The sequence below is a fragment of the Streptomyces sp. NPDC004610 genome (assembly GCF_040609715.1).
In the GTDB taxonomy this organism is placed as follows: Bacteria; Actinomycetota; Actinomycetes; order Streptomycetales; family Streptomycetaceae; genus Streptomyces.
On record NZ_JBEXLA010000003.1, the window covers coordinates 296,729 to 315,781 of the forward strand.

The 19,053-nt window shown below is 73.5% G+C and carries 8 protein-coding genes; 5 read left to right on the forward strand and 3 right to left on the reverse strand.

Annotated features, from left to right (window positions below):
* The first annotated feature begins 324 nt into the window (after positions 1-324).
* Positions 325-9,993, forward strand: a complete 9,669-nt coding sequence (locus ABZX40_RS05365; RefSeq protein ID WP_355741772.1) for an amino acid adenylation domain-containing protein — start codon at positions 325-327, stop codon at positions 9,991-9,993.
* 729 nt (positions 9,994-10,722) lie between these two features.
* Here ABZX40_RS05365 and ABZX40_RS05370 read toward each other — a convergent pair.
* Genes ABZX40_RS05370 through ABZX40_RS05380 form a run of 3 tightly spaced genes read right to left on the reverse strand, consistent with a single transcriptional unit; the run spans position 10,723 to position 13,923 of the window.
* Positions 10,723-11,712 (reverse strand): TauD/TfdA family dioxygenase, encoded by a 990-nt coding sequence (locus ABZX40_RS05370; RefSeq protein ID WP_355741769.1) that lies wholly within the window; start codon positions 11,710-11,712, stop codon positions 10,723-10,725.
* Positions 11,709-11,921: an MbtH family protein gene (locus tag ABZX40_RS05375; protein ID WP_355741766.1), complete on the reverse strand. Its 213-nt coding sequence runs from the start codon at positions 11,919-11,921 to the stop codon at positions 11,709-11,711. Before ABZX40_RS05375 ends, ABZX40_RS05370 begins: the two co-directional genes overlap by 4 nt.
* A 1-nt stretch (position 11,922) precedes the next feature.
* Complete coding sequence (locus tag ABZX40_RS05380; RefSeq protein WP_355741941.1) at positions 11,923-13,923, reverse strand: ABC transporter ATP-binding protein; 2,001 nt, start codon at positions 13,921-13,923, stop codon at positions 11,923-11,925.
* A gap of 352 nt (positions 13,924-14,275) precedes the next feature.
* Here ABZX40_RS05380 and ABZX40_RS05385 point away from each other — a divergent pair, with 352 nt between their 5' ends.
* From ABZX40_RS05385 to ABZX40_RS05400, 4 genes are all read left to right on the forward strand, one after another.
* Entirely contained in the window at positions 14,276-15,562 is a 1,287-nt protein-coding gene (locus tag ABZX40_RS05385; RefSeq protein ID WP_355741763.1) for a peptidoglycan-binding protein, read from the forward strand.
* Positions 15,559-16,314 (forward strand): ABC transporter ATP-binding protein, encoded by a 756-nt coding sequence (locus ABZX40_RS05390; protein WP_355741760.1) that lies wholly within the window; start codon positions 15,559-15,561, stop codon positions 16,312-16,314. Before ABZX40_RS05385 ends, ABZX40_RS05390 begins: the two co-directional genes overlap by 4 nt.
* Positions 16,311-17,504, forward strand: coding sequence for an ABC transporter permease (locus ABZX40_RS05395; RefSeq protein ID WP_355741757.1), 1,194 nt, complete (start codon positions 16,311-16,313; stop codon positions 17,502-17,504). Before ABZX40_RS05390 ends, ABZX40_RS05395 begins: the two co-directional genes overlap by 4 nt.
* A gap of 645 nt (positions 17,505-18,149) precedes the next feature.
* Positions 18,150-18,632, forward strand: coding sequence for a hypothetical protein (locus tag ABZX40_RS05400; RefSeq protein ID WP_355741755.1), 483 nt, complete (start codon positions 18,150-18,152; stop codon positions 18,630-18,632).
* The last annotated feature ends 421 nt before the right edge of the window (positions 18,633-19,053 follow it).

The following is a 19,053-nucleotide window of genomic DNA, read 5'->3' on the forward strand; positions in this document are numbered from 1 at the left end:
TTAACCGTGGCACCGCCGCGGTTGAACACCTGAACGCGCAGGCAGTGGCTGTCTGTTGACGCCCCTACCGGCCCTGGCGAAGATGGCGCGGAAGGTTCAGTACCCGGCGGGCCACGCCCCCCTTTTCCACCTCGACCGACTGTTCAGGGAAGTCCAGCGACCTGCCGCGACCTTCCCTGCCGGGCACGCGGACGGCCGTGGCCGAATCCCACGCAGTGCCCGGCACCATTCGCCAGCATTCACCTTCCCGGGAGGACGGCCCGTGCCGATTCCAATCGACGTGTCGGAAAGCGGGTCTCGGTTCCGGTCGGCGGGTGAGGGACGATGACCTCCACCGAGGCCACCGCGCCGTGGCACCTGAACGCCGCCCAGCTCGGCATCTGGTACGCGCAGCAGGTCGCGCGCGACGATGTCGTCCTCAATGTCGCCGAGTACCTGGACATCGACGGCGGGGTGGACCCGGATCTGCTGGTGCGGGCACTGCGGCTGGCGCTCGCCGGGGTCGACGCCTACCGGCTCCGCTTCGTCCTGGCCGACGGCGAACCCCGGCAGTACGTCGACCGGGACGCCGAGGTCCCGGTGCAACTCGTCGACGTCCGCACCGAACCCGACCCGAGGGCCGCGGCCGAGGCGTGGATGCGCGCGGAGTTCAGCCGCCCGGTCGATGTGCTGGCCGGCCCGCTGTGCGCCATCGCCGTCCTCGTCGTCGGAGACGGCCGGGTGCTCTGGTACCACCGCGCCCACCACCTCATCACGGACGGGCACGGCGCGTCCCTGTCCACCGCCCGGGTCGCCGAGGCGTACGCCGCTCTCCTGGCGGGCCGCGAGCACCACCCGGACCCGACCGACCCCGCCTCGGTCCTGGTGGACTCCGAGCGGGCCTACCGCGCCTCGCCCGCCCACGCCCGCGACCGCGCGTACTGGACGAAGGCGCTGGCCGGTGTGGAGGAGCGCGCCGAGGGCGGCGCCCCGCGCGCCGGGACCCCGGTCCGCGCCAGCGCCGACCTGCCCGCCGACGACGCCGAACGGGTCCGGGCCGCCGCCCGCGAGCTGAAGACCGGGTTCGCCGCCGTGGTCGTCGCCGCCGCGGCCGTCTACCAGCACCGCGTCAGCGGCGCCCGGGACATCGTCCTCGGCGTCCCCGTCCTCGGCCGGATCGGGCGCCGCGAACAGCGCGTCGTCGGCATGACCTCCAACGTCATGGCAATCCGGCTGCGGCTCACCCCCGACCTCACCGTCGCCGAGATCGTCCGCCGCACCGCCGCCGCGATCGGCGAGGGCCTGCGCCACCAGCGCTACCGCTACGAGGACGTGGCCCGCGAACTCAACCCCGGCGGCGCCGCGGCCCTGTTCGACCTCAATGTCAACATCCTCGGCTACGGCTACCCGCCCCGCTTCGGCACCGCCGCCACCACCGTCCACAACCTCACCCACGGCCCCACCGAGGACCGGCAGATCAACGTCTACGACCAGGTCACCGACGCCACCGTCCGTATCGACGTCGATGTCAACGGCGAGCGCCACGAGCCCGGCGCCGCCGGCGATCTGCTGCGCCGCTTCCGCCGGGTCCTCGACTGGCTGGCCACCGCCGCCCCCGACGCCCCCATCGGCGGCGTCCGCCTCTACGACACCGGCGAGCACCCCGCGCCCTGCGCCGACACCCTCCCGGTCCCGGCGCTGACCGCCCCCGAGCTGTTCCACGTCCAGGCCGACCTGGCACCCGACGCGCCCGCCCTGATCGCCGACGGACAACTCCTCACGTACGCCGAACTCGACGCGCGGGCCAACCGGCTCGCCCACCAGCTGACCGGGCTCGGGGTGCGCCGCGAGTCCGTCGTCGCCGTCGTGCTGAACCGGGGCGTCGATCTCGTCACCACCCTGCTCGCCGTGGCGAAGACCGGCGCCGGATATCTGCCGATCGACCCCCGCCAACCCCTCGAACGCGTCGCCTACATGCTCTCCGACAGCGGTGCCGTGGCCCTGCTGACCAGCGAGGACCTGCTCGACGACCTGCCCGCGCAGGGACTGCTGGCCCTCGCCGTCGACGATCCCCGGGTGCGCGCGGCGATCGACGCCCAGCCCTCCACCCGGCCGCCGCACCGGCCCCGTCCCGGCCAGCTCGCCTATGTCATCTACACCTCCGGGTCGACCGGACGCCCCAAGGGCGTCGCCCTCACCCAGGCGGGCGTGGCCGCCCTGGTCACCACCCAGGCCGCCCGGCTCGGCGTCGGCCCCGGCAGCCGGGTCCTCCAGTTCGCGTCGATCGGCTTCGACGCGGCGACCTGGGAACTGCTGATGTCCCTGGGCACCGGCGCCGCCCTGGTCACCGCCCCCGCCGACGACCTCCTCCCCGGCGGCGGCCTCGCCTCGGTGGTGTCCCGGCACGGCGTCACCCATGCCACCCTGCCGCCCGCCGTCCTCGCCGCCCTCGACCCCGGCGACCTCCCCTCCCTGCGCACCCTGGTGTCGGCGGGCGAGGCCCTCACCCCCGACCTGGTGGAACGCTGGGCGGCCGGACGCGACCTGGTCAACGCCTACGGCCCGACCGAGACGACGATCTGCGCCACCATGTCCGCCCCCCTGGTGCCCGGCGCCGCGCCCGACATCGGCACCCCCGTCGCCCGCGCCCGCGTCCTGGTCCTGGACGACTTCCTGGAGCCCGTGCCCGCCGGAGCCACCGGCGAACTGTATGTCGCCGGTCCCGGCCTCGCCCGCGGCTACACCGGCAACAGCGCGCTGACCGCGGAGCGGTTCGTCGCCGACCCGGACGGCACCGGCGGCAGGCTCTACCGCACCGGCGACCGGGTGCGCCGGACCGGCGGCGGGGACCTGGTGTTCGTGGGCCGCGCCGACGGACAGCTCAAGATCCGCGGGTACCGGGTCGAGCCCGCCGAGATCGAGGCCGCGCTCGGCGGCCACCCCGATGTCGCCCAGGCCGTGGTCGTGGCCCGCGACCCCGACCCCGGCACGGACTCGGACTCCGGCACCGACTCGGACTCCGGCTCCGCCTCCGGTGACCGTCTGCTGGTCGCCTATGTCACCGACGCCCGCGACGGCCACGAGCCCGGCTCCGGCGGCGATCTGCCCGGCCGGCTCCGCGAGTTCCTCACCGGCCGCCTCCCCGCGCCCATGGTGCCCGGCGCGTTCGTCGTGCTGCCCGAGTTCCCGCTCACCCACAGCGGGAAGATCGACCGGCGGGCGCTCCCCGCCCCCGGCCGCACCACCGGCACCGGCCGCGCCGCCACCCCGCAGGAGGAGATCCTCTGCGGGGTCTTCGCCGAGATCCTCGGCCTGGAAGCGGTCGGCCCCGACGAGGGGTTCTTCGAACTCGGCGGCCACTCGCTCCTCGCCACCCGGCTGATCTCCCGCGTCCGCGCCGCCCTCGGCGCCGAACTGGAGATGCGCGACCTGTTCCGGGTCCCGACCCCCGCCGGACTCGCCGCGCACCTCGCCGAGACCGCCGCCACCGCCACCGGCACCCCCGCGCGCCGCCCCGCCCTCGTCCCGCAGACCCGCCCCGACCTCGTCCCGCCCTCCTTCGCCCAGCGCAGACTGCTCTTCCTGGAGCGACTCGAAGGCCGCGGCACCACCTACAACGCCCCCATCGTGCTGCGCCTGACCGGCGCCCTGGACCGCGACGCCCTCAGCGCCGCGTACCGCGATGTCCTCGCCCGGCACGAGGCCCTGCGCACCCGGTTCCCCATAGCCGACGGCCGGCACCACCAGCACCTCGTCGGCGCCGACACCCTCAGCGGACAGCCGGCGATCGAACTCACCACACCCGAGGACCTCCCCGACGCCATCGCCCGCGCCGCCGGGCACGCCTTCGACCTGACGACGGAACCACCCATCAGGGCGTGGCTGTTCGCCCTCGGCGCCGAGGACCACGTCCTGGTCGTCGTCGTCCACCACATCACCGCCGACGGCTGGTCCATGGGCCCCCTCACCCGCGACCTGTCCACCGCGTACACCGCCCGCAGCCAGGGCCGCCCCGCCGACTGGCGGCCCCTGCCCGTGCAGTACGCCGACTACACCCTCTGGCAGCGCGAACTCCTCGGCGCCGACGACGACCCGGACGGCCTGATGACCACCCAGGTCGCCTACTGGCGCCGGGCCCTGGACGGCATCCCCGAGGAACTCGCCCTGCCCTTCGACCGGCCCCGCCCCGCCGTCGCCGGACACCACGGCCACGACGTCCCCCTCGACGCCCCCGCCGACCTGCACGCCCGGATCACCGAACTGGCCCGCGCCGAGGGCGTGACCGTCTTCATGGTGCTGCACGCCGCGCTCGCCGTGCTGCTGTCCCGCCTCGGGGCGGGCACCGACATCCCCATCGGCTCGGCAGTCGCCGGACGCGCCGACGAGGCCCTGGACGAACTCGTCGGCTGCTTCGTCAACACCGTCGTCATCCGCACCGACCTGTCCGGCGACCCCGAGTTCCGCGAGGTGCTGCACCGGGTCCGGGAGGTGACACTGGGCGCCTTCGCCCACCAGGACGTGCCCTTCGAGCGGCTGGTGGAGGAACTCGCCCCGGCCCGCTCCGTCGCCCGCAACCCGCTCTTCCAGACCGTCCTCACCATGCAGAACACCGCCGATGTGGCACTCGACCTGCCCGGCATCGAGGTGGCGCCGGTCGAGGGCGCCCGCCCCGGCGTGAAGTTCGACCTCGATGTCATGGTCAACGAGAACTTCGACGCCGACGCCCGCCCCGCCGGACTCACCGGCTCCGTCACCGCCTCCGCCGACCTCTTCGACCCCGCCTTCGCCCACGGCCTCGCCGAACGGCTGCTGCGGCTGCTGCGCACGGTCACCGACACCCCCCGGCTCCGCCTCAGCGAGGCCGGACTCCTCGACGACACCGAACGCGCCCGCGTCCTCACCGACTGGAGCGGCGGCGCGGCGGCGACGGCGGCCCCCGCGGCGACCGTCCTGGAACGGTTCTGGGCCCAGACCGACCGCACCCCCGACGCCGTCGCCGTCCACCAGGACGGCACCGCCCTGTCGTACGCGGCGCTGCGCGAGCGGGCCGAGGCGGTCGCCCGGCAGCTGACCGCGGCCGGGATCGGCCCCGAGTCGGTGGTCGCCCTCTGCCTGCCCCCGGGCGCCGAGACCATCACCGCGCTGCTCGGCGTCTGGCGGGCCGGAGCCGCCTATCTGCCGCTCGACACCCACCAGCCCGTCGAACGCACCTCGTTCATGCTCCGCGACAGCCGCGCGGTCATCCTCCTCACCACCGAGGAACTGGTCGAGGACCAGCCGGCCGGACAGGTGCGCATCGTCACCCTGGACGAGATGACCGCCCCGGCCCCCGCCCCGGGACAGTGGCCGGCACTCCGGCCCGGCCAGCTCGCCTACGTCGTCTACACCTCCGGCTCCACCGGCACCCCCAAGGGCGTCGCCGTCACCCAGGGCGCCCTCGCCCACTACGCCGCCGCCGCGCCCCGGCGGCTCGGCCTCGGCGGCGAGGGCACCCGCCACGCCCTGCTCCAGCCGCAGGTCACCGATCTCGGCAACACCCTGCTGTTCGCCTCCCTCACCACCGGCGGCACCCTGTACGTCCTGGACGGGGACGCCGTGCTCGACCCGGTCGCCATGGCCGCCCATCTCGCCGACCACCGCATCGACCACCTCAAGGCCGTCCCCTCGCATCTGGCGGCGCTCTGCGCGCAGGCCGGGCCCGCCGCCGTCCTGCCCGCCCGCTCCCTGGTGCTCGGCGGTGAGGCCGCCGCACCCGCCTGGGTCGCCGATCTGCTCACGGCGGCCGGGGACCGCGCGATCCACAACCACTACGGGCCCACCGAGGCCACCATCGGCGCCACCACCACCCGCCTCACCGCCCAGGACACCGCGAGCGGACGCGTCCCCATCGGCACCCCCCTCGACGGCGTCCGCGCCTATGTCCTGGACACCTGGCTGCAACCGGTGCCCGCGGGCGTCCCCGGCGAGCTGTACCTCGCGGGCGCCGGTCTCGCCCGCGGGTATGTGAACCGGCCGGGACCGACCGGGGAACGCTTCGTGGCCTGCCCCTTCGGTACCGGCGAGCGCATGTACCGCACCGGCGACCGGGCCCGCTGGGGCGGCGACGGACGGCTGGAGTTCGCCGGCCGGGCCGACGACCAGCTCAAGATCCGCGGCTTCCGGGTCGAACCCGGCGAGATCGAGACCGCCCTCGCCGTCCACCCCGCCGTCACCGCCGCCGCCGTCACCGCCCGCGACGACCTCACCGGCGGGACACGACTGGTCGCCTACCTAGTCCCCGACGACCCGGACGACCTCGACGGCATCGAAGGACTCGGCGAACGGGTCCGGCACCAGCTGTCCCAGCGGCTGCCCGAGCACATGGTCCCCGCCACCTTCGTCGTCCTGCCCGAACTCCCCCTCACCCCCAGCGGCAAACTCGACCGCGCCGCCCTCCCCGAACCCGAGCGGGCCGCGAGCGGCGCCGCCGGACGCGCCCCCGGGACCGTACAGGAGGAGATCCTCTGCGCGGCGTACGCGCGGGTCCTCGGGCTCGATGTGGTGGGCCCCGAGGAGGACTTCTTCGCGCTCGGCGGGAACTCGCTGGTGGCCGTCGCCCTCGTGGAGGATCTGCGCACCCGGGGCCTGTCCGTGTCCGTCCGCGCCCTGTTCCTCACCCCGACCCCGGCCGGTCTCGCCACCGTCGCCGGACCCGAACCCGTCGAGGTCGCCCCCAACCTCATCCCCGACGGCGCGACCCGGCTCACCCCCGCCATGCTGCCGCTCACCGCGCTCGACCAGGACGAGATCGACCTGATCTGCGCCCGCGTCGACGGCGGCGCCGCCAATGTGGCCGACATCTACCCGCTGGCGCCGCTCCAGGAAGGCATGCTCTTCCACCACCTCGCCCGCGCCGACGGCGACACCGACGTCTATATGCGCTCCGTGGTCCTGGAACTGGACTCGTCCGCACGGCTCGACGCCTTCCTCACCGCGGTCCAGCAGGTCGTGGACCGGCACGACGTGTACCGCACGGCGATCCTCTCCGCCGGACTGCGCGAGCCCGTCCAGGTCGTCTGGCGCCGCGCCCCCGTCCCCGTCACCCACCTCACCCGCGACCCCGCGCGCGACCCCGTCGCGCAGCTCCTCGCCGCGGGCGGCACCTGGATGGAACTCGACCGCGCCCCGCTGCTGCGCGTCCACGTCCTCACCGACCCCGGTGACGGCCCCCGCCTCGTCCTGCTGCGCGTCCACCACATGATGGGCGACCACACCACCGTCGGACTCCTCCTCGACGAGGTCCGCGCCTTCCTCACCGGCCGCGGCGAGCACCTGCCCGCCCCGCTGCCCTACCGCGACCTCGTCGCCCAGGCCCGCTTCGGCACCCCCGCCGAGGAACACGAGCGCTACTTCGCCGCCCTGCTCGGCGATGTCACCGAGCCCACCGCCGTGTTCGGCCTGCTCGACGTACGCGGCGACGGCGCCACCGTCACCCGCGCCGACCGCGCCGTCGACGAGGATCTCGCCGCCCGGCTCCGCGCGACCGCCCGAGGGTTCGGCGTCAGCCCCGCCACCCTCTTCCACCTCGCCTGGGCCCGGGTGCTGGCCGCCGTGTCCGGCCGGGACGACGTGGTGTTCGGCACCGTCCTGACCGGCCGCATGAACGCCGGGGTCGGCGCCGACCGGGCGGCCGGGCTGTTCCTCAACACCCTGCCGCTGCGGCTGCGCGTCGACGCCGACCCCACCGCCGCCGCCCTGACCCGGCTGCGCGGACGCCTCGCCGAACTCCTGGAGCACGAGCACGCCCCGCTCGCCCTCGCCCAGCGGGCCAGCGCCGTACCGCCCGGCGGACCCCTGTTCACCTCCATCCTCAACTACCAGCACGGCCTGCCCCTCACCGAGACCGGCACCGGCCTCGACGGCGTCACCGTGCGCCACTCCGAGGAACGCACCAACTACCCCGTCACCCTGATCGTCCGGGACACCGCCGCCGGGTTCTCCGTGACCGTCGACGCCGTCGCCCCCGCCGAACCCGCCCGCATCCAGGACCTCCTCCACATCTGCCTGGACCGTCTCGTCACCGTCCTCACCGACGCCCCGCACACCCCGTTCACCGCCGTCGCCGTCCTCGACCCGGCCGAGCGGCTGCGCCTCGCCGCCGAGGGCAACCGCACCGAGGCGCCGACCGCCGCACTGACCGTCCCGCAACTCCTCGCCGCCCAGGCCGCCCGCACCCCCGACGCCACCGCCGTCGTCCACGGCTCCACCGCCACCTCCTACCGCGAACTGGAGCTGCGCGCCCGGCGCCTGGCCCACCAACTGCGCGGCCTCGGTGTCGGCCCCGAGAGCGTCGTCGCCCTGTGCCTGCCGCGCGGCGCCGACGCGATCGCCGCGATCCTCGGCGTCTGGCAGGCCGGAGCGGCCTACCTCCCGCTCGACCCCGCCTACCCCGCGCCCCGGCTCGGCCACATGCTCACCGACAGCCGCGCCGTCGCCCTGATCGGCACCACCGACCTCCTCGACGACATGCCCGTCATGGGCGGCCTGACCACCATCGCCCTCGACGACCCCACCGTGGCCGCCACCCTCGCCGCCCAGCCCGACACCCCGCCCGAACCCGCCACCCACCCCGGCGCCCTCGCCTACGTCATCTACACCTCCGGCTCCACCGGACGCCCCAAGGGCGTCGCCGTCACCCACGCCGCCCTCGCCAACTACGTCACCCACGTCCCGCCCCGCATCGGCCTCGGCGACCCCGGCGCCCGCTACGCCCTCCTCCAGCCCCTCACCACCGACCTCGGCAACACCGTCCTGTTCGCCGCCCTCACCACCGGCGGCGAACTCCACCTCCTGGACGCGGCCGACGTCGCCGACCCGCTCGCCGTCACCGGCTATCTGGCCCGGCACCGCATCGACCACGTCAAGATGGTCCCCTCCCACCTCGCCGCGCTCGGCGCCACCGGCGATCTGCGCTGGCTCCTCCCGCACCGCACCCTGGTCCTCGGCGGCGAGGCCGCGCCCCCCGACTGGGTCACCCAGCTCCTCCAGGCGGCCGACGGCCGGGCGGTGTTCAACCACTACGGCCCCACCGAGACCACCATCGGTGTCACCACCGGCCCCCTGGACACCACCACCGTCACCCCCACCGGCGTCCCCCTCGGCACCCCCGTCGCCAACACCGCCCTCCACGTCCTCGACGACGCCCTCCAGCCGGTCCCGGCGGGCGCCCCCGGGGAGCTGTACGTGGCGGGCGAACAACTCGCCCGCGGCTACGTCGGCCGCCCCGGCACCACAGCCGAACGGTTCGTCGCCAGCCCCTTCGGCGACGGCACCCGCATGTACCGCACCGGCGACCGGGGCCTGCGGCGCCCCGACGGCGTCCTGGAGTACCTCGGCCGCGCCGACGACCAGGTCAAGATCCGCGGCTTCCGGGTCGAGCCGGGGGAGGTGCGCACGGTGCTCGCCGCCCATCCCGACGTGGCCGCCGCCGCGGTCGTCGTCCGCGAGGACGTCCCCGGCGACCGCCACCTCGTCGCCTACGTCACCCCCGCCGACCGCACCGACGGCACCGCCCTCGCCGAGGCGGTACGCCGCCGGGCCCGGCAGGAACTGCCGCCGCACATGGTGCCGTCCGCCGTCGTCGTCCTGGACGCGCTGCCCCTGACCGCCAACGGCAAGCTGGACCGGGCCGCCCTCCCGGCCCCCGACCGGGCCGCCGCCGCGGGCGCGGGCCGCCGTCCGGCGGACGCCCGCGAAGAGGCCCTGTGCGCCGCCTTCGCCGAGATCCTCGCCCTGCCCGCGGTCGGCGTCCACGACGACTTCTTCGTCCTCGGCGGCCACTCCCTGCTGGCCACCAAACTCGTCAGCCGCGTCCGGGTGACCCTCGGCGAGGAACTCCCCATCCAGATCCTCTTCGACCGCCCCACCCCGGCCGACCTGGCGACCTGGATGGCGGACAACGCGGGTATCGCGGACGGGACGGATGCGGCGAACGGGGTTGAGGCGCGTCCGCGGTTGCGGCCGATGCGTGGGTGAGCGCTTGGCGCTCCGCGCGGGGGCGGGGGCGGACGCGGTTGAGGCTGCGGCTTCGATAGCCGGCCGGGATACTCCGGCCGGCTATCGGTTGCGTTGCTGACAGTGCGGTTGTCTTGCGGGGCTTGAGGCGGCGCTGCGGGGCTTGGGTTTGACATCCGACCTGCCGGGCTTCCGGCTGCGGGGCTGGCTCGTGGCTTCCTTGCCGGGCCTGCGCCTATCTGGCCCGACTTGCAGCGGCGCTGCCCGGCTTGAGGGGCCCGGCCGACTTTCGGCTGACCGCCCGATGACTCAAGTGGCGCTCTGCGCGCAGTCCTGTTCGGCGCACGCCGGTGCCGGGGCGCGGTTCTCCGCGAGCGCTCAAGGGCCGGGCGTGGCCCTCCAGGTGCGGCAGAGAAGCCGGGCGCGGCCTCCGGGGCGGGTAGCGGACCGGGCGCCGCCACGACCCGGTTCGGCCCTCGCAGGCGCGCAGAAGGCCGGGTGTGGCCCTCCGGACGCGCCGAAGACCAAGCGCGGCTCCCTCGGTGTAAGAAGGCCGGGCGCTGCCCCCGGGGCCCACAGAGGGCCAGGCGCCCCCGGGGCGCGCAGAGAGCCGCACCTGCCCCCCCGGGGCCCGCAGAAGACCAGGCGCCGCCCCCGGCCCCACACTGGGCCAGTCCCCCCCGGGCGCGCAAAAAGGCCGGGCGCGGCCCCGTCAGAGGGGGCGCGCCCGGACATCCGGAGCCGGTCGGGCTATACGTCCGACATCGCCACCAGTACCCGCCTGTTCCCGGTGAACGGGCGGCGGCCGTGGGCCAGGAGGACGTTGTCGATGAGGAGGACGTCACCGGCCCGCCAGTCGACGTCCACCGCGCCGGCCAGGCCCCGGTGGAGGATCTGCTCGATGTGCGCGTCGGGGATCGCCGTGCCGTCGGCGTAGGTCACGTACTGCGGGAACTCCTCCGGCGCCAGGATGTCGTACAGCTCCGCCGACGCCTGGTCGCCGAGGCCCGCCGGATGCCACTGGTCGGCCTGGTTGAACCACACCTCGGCGCCGGTCACCGGGTGCTCGGCGGTCGCCGGGCGGAGCTGGACGACCCGCAGGCCGTCCTCCGTCCACTCCCACTCGGCGCGCGCGTCCCGCAGGAACGCCTCCACCGCCGCCCGGTCGTCGGTCTCGAAGGTGTCCTGCCAGCTCTTCCCGAAGCCCAGCCCGTCGTGCAGGTTCTGGACGTAGCGGACACCGCCCGCGAACGCGTCGCGGACCTCCGCGTCCAGTGAGCCGAGCCACAGCTCCCCGTCCAGCACCGGGGTCGCGCCGCCGCTCTCCGGGGCCCGCTCGCAGTAGAACGCGATCCGGGTGGGCCAGCGGTGGGCGTAGCTGAGTTCGTTGTGCATGGAGATCGTGTACTGCTGGGGGTACTCCGTCGAGGTGTAGAGATTGCCGCCGACCTTGGTGCGCGGCGAGTTGCCGTGCACATAGGGCAGCCGGTCCGGCACCAGCCGGGCGAACAGCGGGTCCACGGCGTCCGGTGCGACACCGAAGTCCCTGAAGACGAGCGCCTTGCGCTCGGTGAGCAACTCGGTCAGCGCCCGGGGGCCCGTCCGGTCGAGCCAGCCGGTCAGGTCGGTGGTACCGGCCGTGTCCGGACCGATCTCGTACGGCCGCCAGGCGTCGGCTCCCACGCCCGCTGCCGCGCCCGCTTCCGCTTCCGCTTCCGACTCCGCGGTGTCCACGGTCATTTCTCCTTCATGGCCTCGATCAGGCTCTTGGGCCGCATGTCGGTCCAGGACTTCTCGATGTAGTCGAGGCAGTCCTGCCGCCCGGCCTCACCGAACACGGCGGTCCAGCCGTCGGGCACGGCCACGAACACGGGCCACAGCGAGTGCTGGCCCTCGTCATTGACCAGGACGAGATAGTTCGCTTCCGGGTCTTCGAAAGGATTCGGCACGTCAGAGTCCTTCGCTCTCGGGGGTTCTCGGTCGGGGACGGTGGTGGTGTTCGGGGCGCTTCGGGCGTCCGCCGTTCCGCGCGCCCGGGACGGGGCCCGACACGGCCCCGGCCCCGGCGCCGACGCCCTGCACGGCGAACTGGGTGCGGTACAGCTCGGAGTAGAGACCCTCGGCGGCGAGGAGTTCGCCGTGGGTGCCGCGCTCACTGATGCGGCCGTTGTCCAGGACCAGGATCTGGTCGGCCTCCAGGATCGTGGACAGCCGGTGCGCGATGACCAGCGACGTACGGCCCGACAGGGCGGTCTTCAGGGCCCGCTGGATCGCCGCCTCCGACTCGGAGTCCAGATGCGCGGTCGCCTCGTCCAGGATCACCACGGGCGGTGACTTCAGCAGCAGCCGGGCGAGCGCCACCCGCTGTTTCTCACCCCCGGACAGCCGGTAGCCCCGGTCGCCGACGATGGTGTCGAGGCCGTTGGGGAGCGAGGAGATCGTCGGCCAGATCCGGGCCGCCTCGCACGCCTCGATCAGCTCGGCCTCCTCGGCGCCCGGCCGCGCGTACAGCAGATTCGCCCGGATCGTGTCGTGGAAGAGATACGCGTCCTGGGTGACGATGCCGACGGTGTCGTTCAGGGACCGCATGGTCAGGTCCCGGACGTCCTGGCCGCTGATGCGGACCGTCCCGGAGGTGGGGTCGTACAGCCGTGGCACGAGCTGGGTGACCGTGGTCTTCCCGGCGCCCGACGGGCCGACCAGCGCCGTCAGTTTCCCGGACGGCGCGAGGAAGCTCACCTCGTCCAGGACGACGGCGTTGTCCCGCCGCTCGGGGCTGGGCAGCGCGATCGTCTCCAGGGAGGCCAGCGACACCTCGTCGCCGGACGGGTAGCGGAACGTCACCGAGTCGAACTCGATGTCCGGGGTGGGGCGGTCGGGGGCGGTGGGCAGCGGCCGCGCGGTGGGCTTCTCGTCGACCAGCGGCTTGAGGTCCAGGACCTCGAAGACCCGGTCGAAGCTGACCAGCGCGATCATCACATTGACCTGCATGTTCGACAGCTGGTTCAGCGGCCCGTACAGCCGCATCAGCAGGGTCACCATGGCCACCAGGGTGCCGATCTGCACGGTGCCGTCGATGGTGAGCAGACCGCCGAGACCGTAGACCATGGCGGTGGTCACGCCGGTGATCAGCGTCATGATGATGAACAGCATGCGGCCCCACACGGCCGTGGTGATCGCCACGTCCCGCACCTGCGCCGCCTTGCCGGAGAACCGGTCCGCCTCGTCCTCCGGGCGGCCGTACAGCTTCGCCAGCATCGCGCCGGACACATTGAACCGCTCGTTCATCATCGAGCCCATGTCGGCGTTCAGGCCCATGCCCTGCCGGGTGAGCCGCTGGAGCCTGCGGCCCACCAGCTTCGCGGGCAGCAGGAAGAACGGCACCATCACCAGCGCGGCGAGGGTGATCTGCCACGACAGATAGAACATCATGCCGAGGACGAGAACCAGCGTCAGCAGCATCGACACCGCCTGCGACAGCAGGGTGGTGATCGCCTGCTGGGCGCCCACCACATCGGTGTTGAGCCTGCTGACCAGGGCACCGGTCTGCGCCCGGGTGAAGAACGCCAGCGGCTGCCGCTGGACATGCCCGAACACCCGGCAGCGCAGGTCGTAGACGATGCCCTGACCGACCCGTCCGGAGAACCAGGTCTGCACGAAGACCAGGGTCACATCGACCAGCGCGAGCCCGGCGATGGTCAGCGCCAGCGCGATCACCAGCCCCTCGCGGCGCTGGGCGATGCCGTCGTCGATGATCACCTTGAGCAGCAGCGGGCTGGATGCCGTGATGGTCGCGCTCAGGGCCGTCGTCAGCATGATCACCGCCAACGACCAGCGGTAGCGCAGGGCATACGGAACGATGCGGCGCACGGTGCCGGGCTTGATTCTCTGTTTGGTGATCGAGCTGTCGACGCCCAGTGGCGTCGGGCCCATGCGCGGGCCCCCCATCATGGCCACGAAATCTTCCTTTCCGGCCGGGACTGCGGTCAGCGACCGTACCCGCGAAGTAGAAAGCAGTGAAAGCGTGCACAGGGCGTGCACAGCGGCCATAAGCCGTAACGGTGCCACGATGCCCTGGCGGGGCCCGCCGCGCGCTGTTCAACCCCGGCGTCGGCGCAGTTGAACGGGGACCTAATCCGCCTCATAAGGCGAGGGTTAAGGGACACGGTAACCGCAGGGAAACCTGTGACGGTCCAGTCTGAACACATGCAGATTTTGTCAACTCCCACGGCTCCGGCGACCGTAGACCTCCTTTCCGGTCCGGCCCGCGGGGACGCCGGGGGAAACAATCGGAGGCTTAGCCATGATCGAGTCTGAGGCCACGCCCCCGGTGCGGCAGCGGGACGCGCAGTCCGGTCAGGAGCCGGATCAGGGGCACGCGCAGGAGCTGCGGCCCGGGGAGGAGTCCGAGGCCGGCCGGGCCCTGGCCAAGCGCGAGGAGCGCGAGGTGGCCGAGGTCGTACGGGGCCTGGAGAAGCGCGCGGACCCCGACGATGACGACGAGCCGCCGCCCCGGCGCCGCCGCCGCTGGGTGGCCTGGGTCGCCGGGGCGACGGTCCTGGTCGTCGGCGCGGCCGGCGCCCTCTATGTGGCGCGGGACGACGGCGGCGGCAGCGACACCGACACCTCGACGCTGCCCACCGCCGAGGTCGTCACCACCGACATGGTCAACACCACCCAGGTGGACGGCGAGCTGGGCTACTCCGCCAGCCGCTCCATCGTCGCCGAGAGCACCGGACGCATCACCGCCCTCCCCGGCACCGGTGATGTCATCCAGCGCGGCGACCGCGTCTACGGCGTCGACGGACACGATGTGCCGCTGTTCTACGGGTCGACGCCGTTCTGGCGGAACCTCGAATACGGCATGGACGACGGCGAGGACGTGGAGGTGCTGGAGCGCAACCTCACCGAGCTGGGCTACGGCGGCTCCTTCACCCTGAACGAGGAGTTCACCTCCGCGACCGCCGACGCCGTCGAGGAGTGGCAGGAGGACCTCGGCGTCTCCGAGACCGGCATCGTCAAGCCGGGCGATGTGGTGATCCAGTCCAACGAGATCCGGGTGACGAAGGTCGAGGCCACCCTCGGCGGCCGGGCGTCCGGCCCGGTCCTCACCGCCAGCGGCACCGCCCGCCGGATCACCGTCGACCTGCCCGTCACCGACCAGAGCCTCGCCGAGAAGGGCGCCAAGGTCGAGGTGACCCTGCCCGGCGACGAGAAGACCACCGGCACGGTCGACTCCATCGGCTCCGTCGCCACCGCCGGTGACACCAACTCCGAGTCCCAGACCGGCGAGGGCACGGAGAACGCCACGGTCCCGGTCTACATCACCCTCGACAAGAAGGGCGGCGCGGGCAACCTCGACGGCGCCCCGGCCACCGTCGGATTCACCAGCGAGGAGCACAAGGACGTGCTGGCGGTACCGATCAACGCCCTGCTGGCCTCCTCCGAGGGAAAGTACGAGGTCAAGGTCGTCGACGCCGACGGCACGGTGCGTTCGGTCCCCGTCGAGCTGGGCATCTTCGAAGGCGAGAAGGTCGAGGTCAAGGGCAACCTGAAGGCCGGCATGAAGGTGCAGGTGCCCGAGTCATGACCGACCGCACCGGCACCGCCGTCGAGCCCACCACCGACAACCGGGCCGTCCCCAGGGGCCTCGCCCCGGCCGAGAGCCCCGTCATCGAGGTCGACAACGTCAGCAAGGAGTACGCGGGCGGGGTCAAGGCCCTGCACGGCGCCTCCCTCACCGTCCGCGCGGGCGAACTCGTCGCGATCCTCGGCCCGTCCGGCTCCGGCAAGTCGACCCTGCTGAACATGATGGGAACGCTCGACCGGCCCAGCACCGGCCGGGTCCTCATCGAGGGCCACGACGCCGCGAAACTCCCCGACCGCACCCTCGCCACGGTCCGCTCCCACTGGATCGGCTTCGTCTTCCAGCAGTTCTTCCTCACCCCGCATCTGTCCGCCATGGACAATGTCGCCACCGGCCTCCTCTACCACGGCATCGCCCCGCGCGAGCGCCGCCGCAGGGCCCGCGCGGCGCTGCGCAGGGTCGGCCTCGGGCACCGCCTCGACCACCGCCCGCACCAGCTCTCCGGCGGCGAGAAGCAGCGCGTCGCCATCGCCCGCGCGGTGGTCGGCAACCCACCCCTGCTGCTCGCCGACGAACCCACCGGCAACCTCGACACCGCCTCCGGCGCCGGGGTGCTGAAACTGCTCCGCGAACTCAACCGCGACGGCACCGCCATCGTGGTGATCACCCATGACCTCGATGTCGCGGCAGCACTGCCGCGCCGCCTGGAGATCCGCGATGGCCGGATCCAGGCCGATACGGGAGTACCGGCATGAAGCCCCTACCGGAACCGGCCCGCCTGCGGGCCGGCGACCTGGCCGCCGTCGGCCTCGACGGTCTGCGCGGCCGACCGCTGCGCGCGGTGCTGTCGGCACTCGGTATCGCCATCGGCGTCGCCGCCATGATCGGCCTCGTGGGCATCAGCACGGTCAGCCGGGCCGCGCTGATGGCCGAGATCGAGGCGCTCGGCACCAATCTGCTGACCGTCGAACCCGGCACGACCCTCACCGGCAAGCAGTCCAAGCTGCCCACCGGCGCCGAGGGCATGGTCTCCCGCGTCCCCGGTGTCACCGGGGTCTCCGCCACCGGACTCGTCGAGGACGCCACCGCCCGCCGCACCGACAAGATCGACTCCAAGACGACCAGCGGCGTCGCGGTGCAGGCCGCCCGCACCAACCTCCTCGGCACCCTCAACGGCACGGTGGCCTCCGGCGCCTTCCTCAACTCCGCGACCGGCCAGTACCCGGCGGTGGTCCTCGGCTCCACCGCCTCCGAGCGGCTCGGTATCGACCGCGCCGGCGGGCACATCTACATCGACGGCCAGTGGTTCCTGGTCGTCGGCGTCCTCGACGATGTCGCGCTCGCCCCCGAGATCGACCGCTCCGCCCTGATCGGCTGGGACTACGCCACCCGGATGGGCTTCGACGGCCGGGTCACCACGCTCTACGAACGCTCCACCGAGAGCTCGGTGGAAGCGGTCCGCGCGGTGCTCTCCTACACCGTCAATCCGGAGCACCCGGAGGAGGTGATGGTCTCCCGGCCCTCCGACGCGCTGACCGCGCAGGCCGCCGCGGAGCGCACCTTCAACTCCCTGTTCTTCGGCCTGGGCGCCATCGCGCTGCTCGCCGGAGGCGTCGGCATCGCCAACATCATGGTGATCTCGGTACTGGAGCGCCGCCAGGAGATCGGCCTGCGCCGCTCGCTGGGCGCGACCCGCGGGCAGATCAGGCTCCAGTTCCTCACCGAGTCCGTGACCCTCTCCGCGCTCGGCGGGATCTCCGGCGTCGGCATCGGCCTGGCGACCTGCCTCGGCTACGCCTTCTACCGGGACTGGCCACTGGTCCTGCCCGTATCGGCGATCGTCGGCGGCGCGCTGGCCGCGTTCGCCATCGGGGCCCTCGCGGGGGTGTATCCGGCCCGCCGCGCCGCGAACCTCACTCCCACGGAGGCTCTCGCCACCAGCTGACCGGTCTTCCCCCAGACCGGTCACCCAGGGGTGCCCTCACGTCCGGCCGAGCGGACGCGGGGGCACCCCGCCGTGCGTGTCCCACGGGACCGGGGCGGGTGGGGCGCCGGGGAGACGCCCGGCACACGGGTGAACCTGGTGGGGCCCCACCCCACCCCGGCCCGCCCCTCTCGGCCGACGGGACTGCCACCCCTTCAGGGGCGCGGGGAACTGCGCGAGCACCCCCCACTCACGGAAAGCCACTCCCTGACAGCCCCCGACCCGCCCCTCTCAGCCGACGGGACTGCCACCCCCTCAGGGGCGCGGGGAACTGCGCGAGCACCCCCCACTCACGGAAAGCCACCCCCCGGCAGCCCCCGACCCGCCCCTCTCAGCCGACGGGACTGCCACCCCCTCAGGGGCGCGGGGAACTGCGCGAGCACCCCCCACCTACGGAAAGCCACCCCCCGGCAGCCCCCGACCCGCCCCTCTCAGCCGACGGCACCGTCACCCCCTCAGGGGCGCGGCGAACTGCGCGAGCACCCCCACCCACCGAACGCCACCCCCCGGCAGAACCCCCCACCCCCTCCCCTCCCCACCGTGTAAGAGGCCGGTTAACGCCCACGGTCACCGAGGGGAAACCTCCCGACAGCCACTCTGGTGGACATGAAGACACACGCTCTCGCCTCCGCCGCCCTCGTCGCCGCCGCCATCTTCGGGATGACCGCGTGCGGCGGTGAGGACTCGCCCACCAACGCCTCCCCCACGTCACCCCAGGACGTGGAGCGCCAGCAGAAGTTCATCGAGTGCCTCCGGGAGCACGGCATGGACGTGCCCGACGCCCCCGAGGACCAGGAGGGCGGCGCACCCCAGTTCGAGGCCGCCCAGGGCTCCGCCGCCGTGGTCGACGCCGCCCAGGCCGCCTGCGCCCAGTTCGCCCCTCCGCAGGGCGCGGAGGAGGTCGACGAGGACGCGTACGACACCGCCGTGAAGAAGGCCGAGTGCCTGCGCCAGGAGGGCATCAGCGCCAAGGACCCGGAGCCCGGCACCACCCGCATCACCCTGGAGGAGGGCGCCGACAGCCAGGAGGACCTGGTCGCCGCCTACTCCACCTGCAACGAGAAGTACCCGAGCAACCAGGGGGGCTGACAGCGATGCGGGGCCCGCTGAGGACCCTGCCCGGCACGGCTCCCGGCCGCCGCCCTCCCGGATCCCTCCGGTGAGGCGGCGGCCGGCCCCGTCCCCGCTCCGAACCTCTCCGACACAACTCCCCGGCGTCACGCCCCCCGGCCCGCCCTCCCGCCGCACCGGACGACAGACCTGACACCCCCGCCGGACGCAACCCCACCCGGCCCGTTCAACCGCCGCATTCGCCCAGTTGAACAGCCTGCACCCGCAGTGCCTCCCTTCTCCGCCGCAACCGCGGCCACCACCCCTGTTCAGCCTTGTTCGCCGCCCGGAGATGCGTTGAAATGACCGGGCCGACTGGGCCGGGGGAGCGCGGAAATGCGCACATCGGTGCCCATGCGGAGCCTTGGCGTGGAGTTCGACGCACAAAGGAGAGGCATTG

Excerpts from the sequence above, each read along its gene's own strand:
- ABZX40_RS05365 (WP_355741772.1), top strand. The coding sequence starts at position 325 with ATGACCTCCACCGAGGCCACCGCGCCGTGGCACCTGAACGCCGCCCAG.
- ABZX40_RS05370 (WP_355741769.1), bottom strand. The coding sequence starts at position 11,712 with ATGACCGTGGACACCGCGGAGTCGGAAGCGGAAGCGGAAGCGGGCGCG.
- ABZX40_RS05380 (WP_355741941.1), bottom strand. The coding sequence starts at position 13,923 with ATGATGGGGGGCCCGCGCATGGGCCCGACGCCACTGGGCGTCGACAGC.
- ABZX40_RS05385 (WP_355741763.1), top strand. The coding sequence starts at position 14,276 with ATGATCGAGTCTGAGGCCACGCCCCCGGTGCGGCAGCGGGACGCGCAG.
- ABZX40_RS05390 (WP_355741760.1), top strand. The coding sequence starts at position 15,559 with ATGACCGACCGCACCGGCACCGCCGTCGAGCCCACCACCGACAACCGG.
- ABZX40_RS05395 (WP_355741757.1), top strand. The coding sequence starts at position 16,311 with ATGAAGCCCCTACCGGAACCGGCCCGCCTGCGGGCCGGCGACCTGGCC.
- ABZX40_RS05400 (WP_355741755.1), top strand. The coding sequence starts at position 18,150 with ATGAAGACACACGCTCTCGCCTCCGCCGCCCTCGTCGCCGCCGCCATC.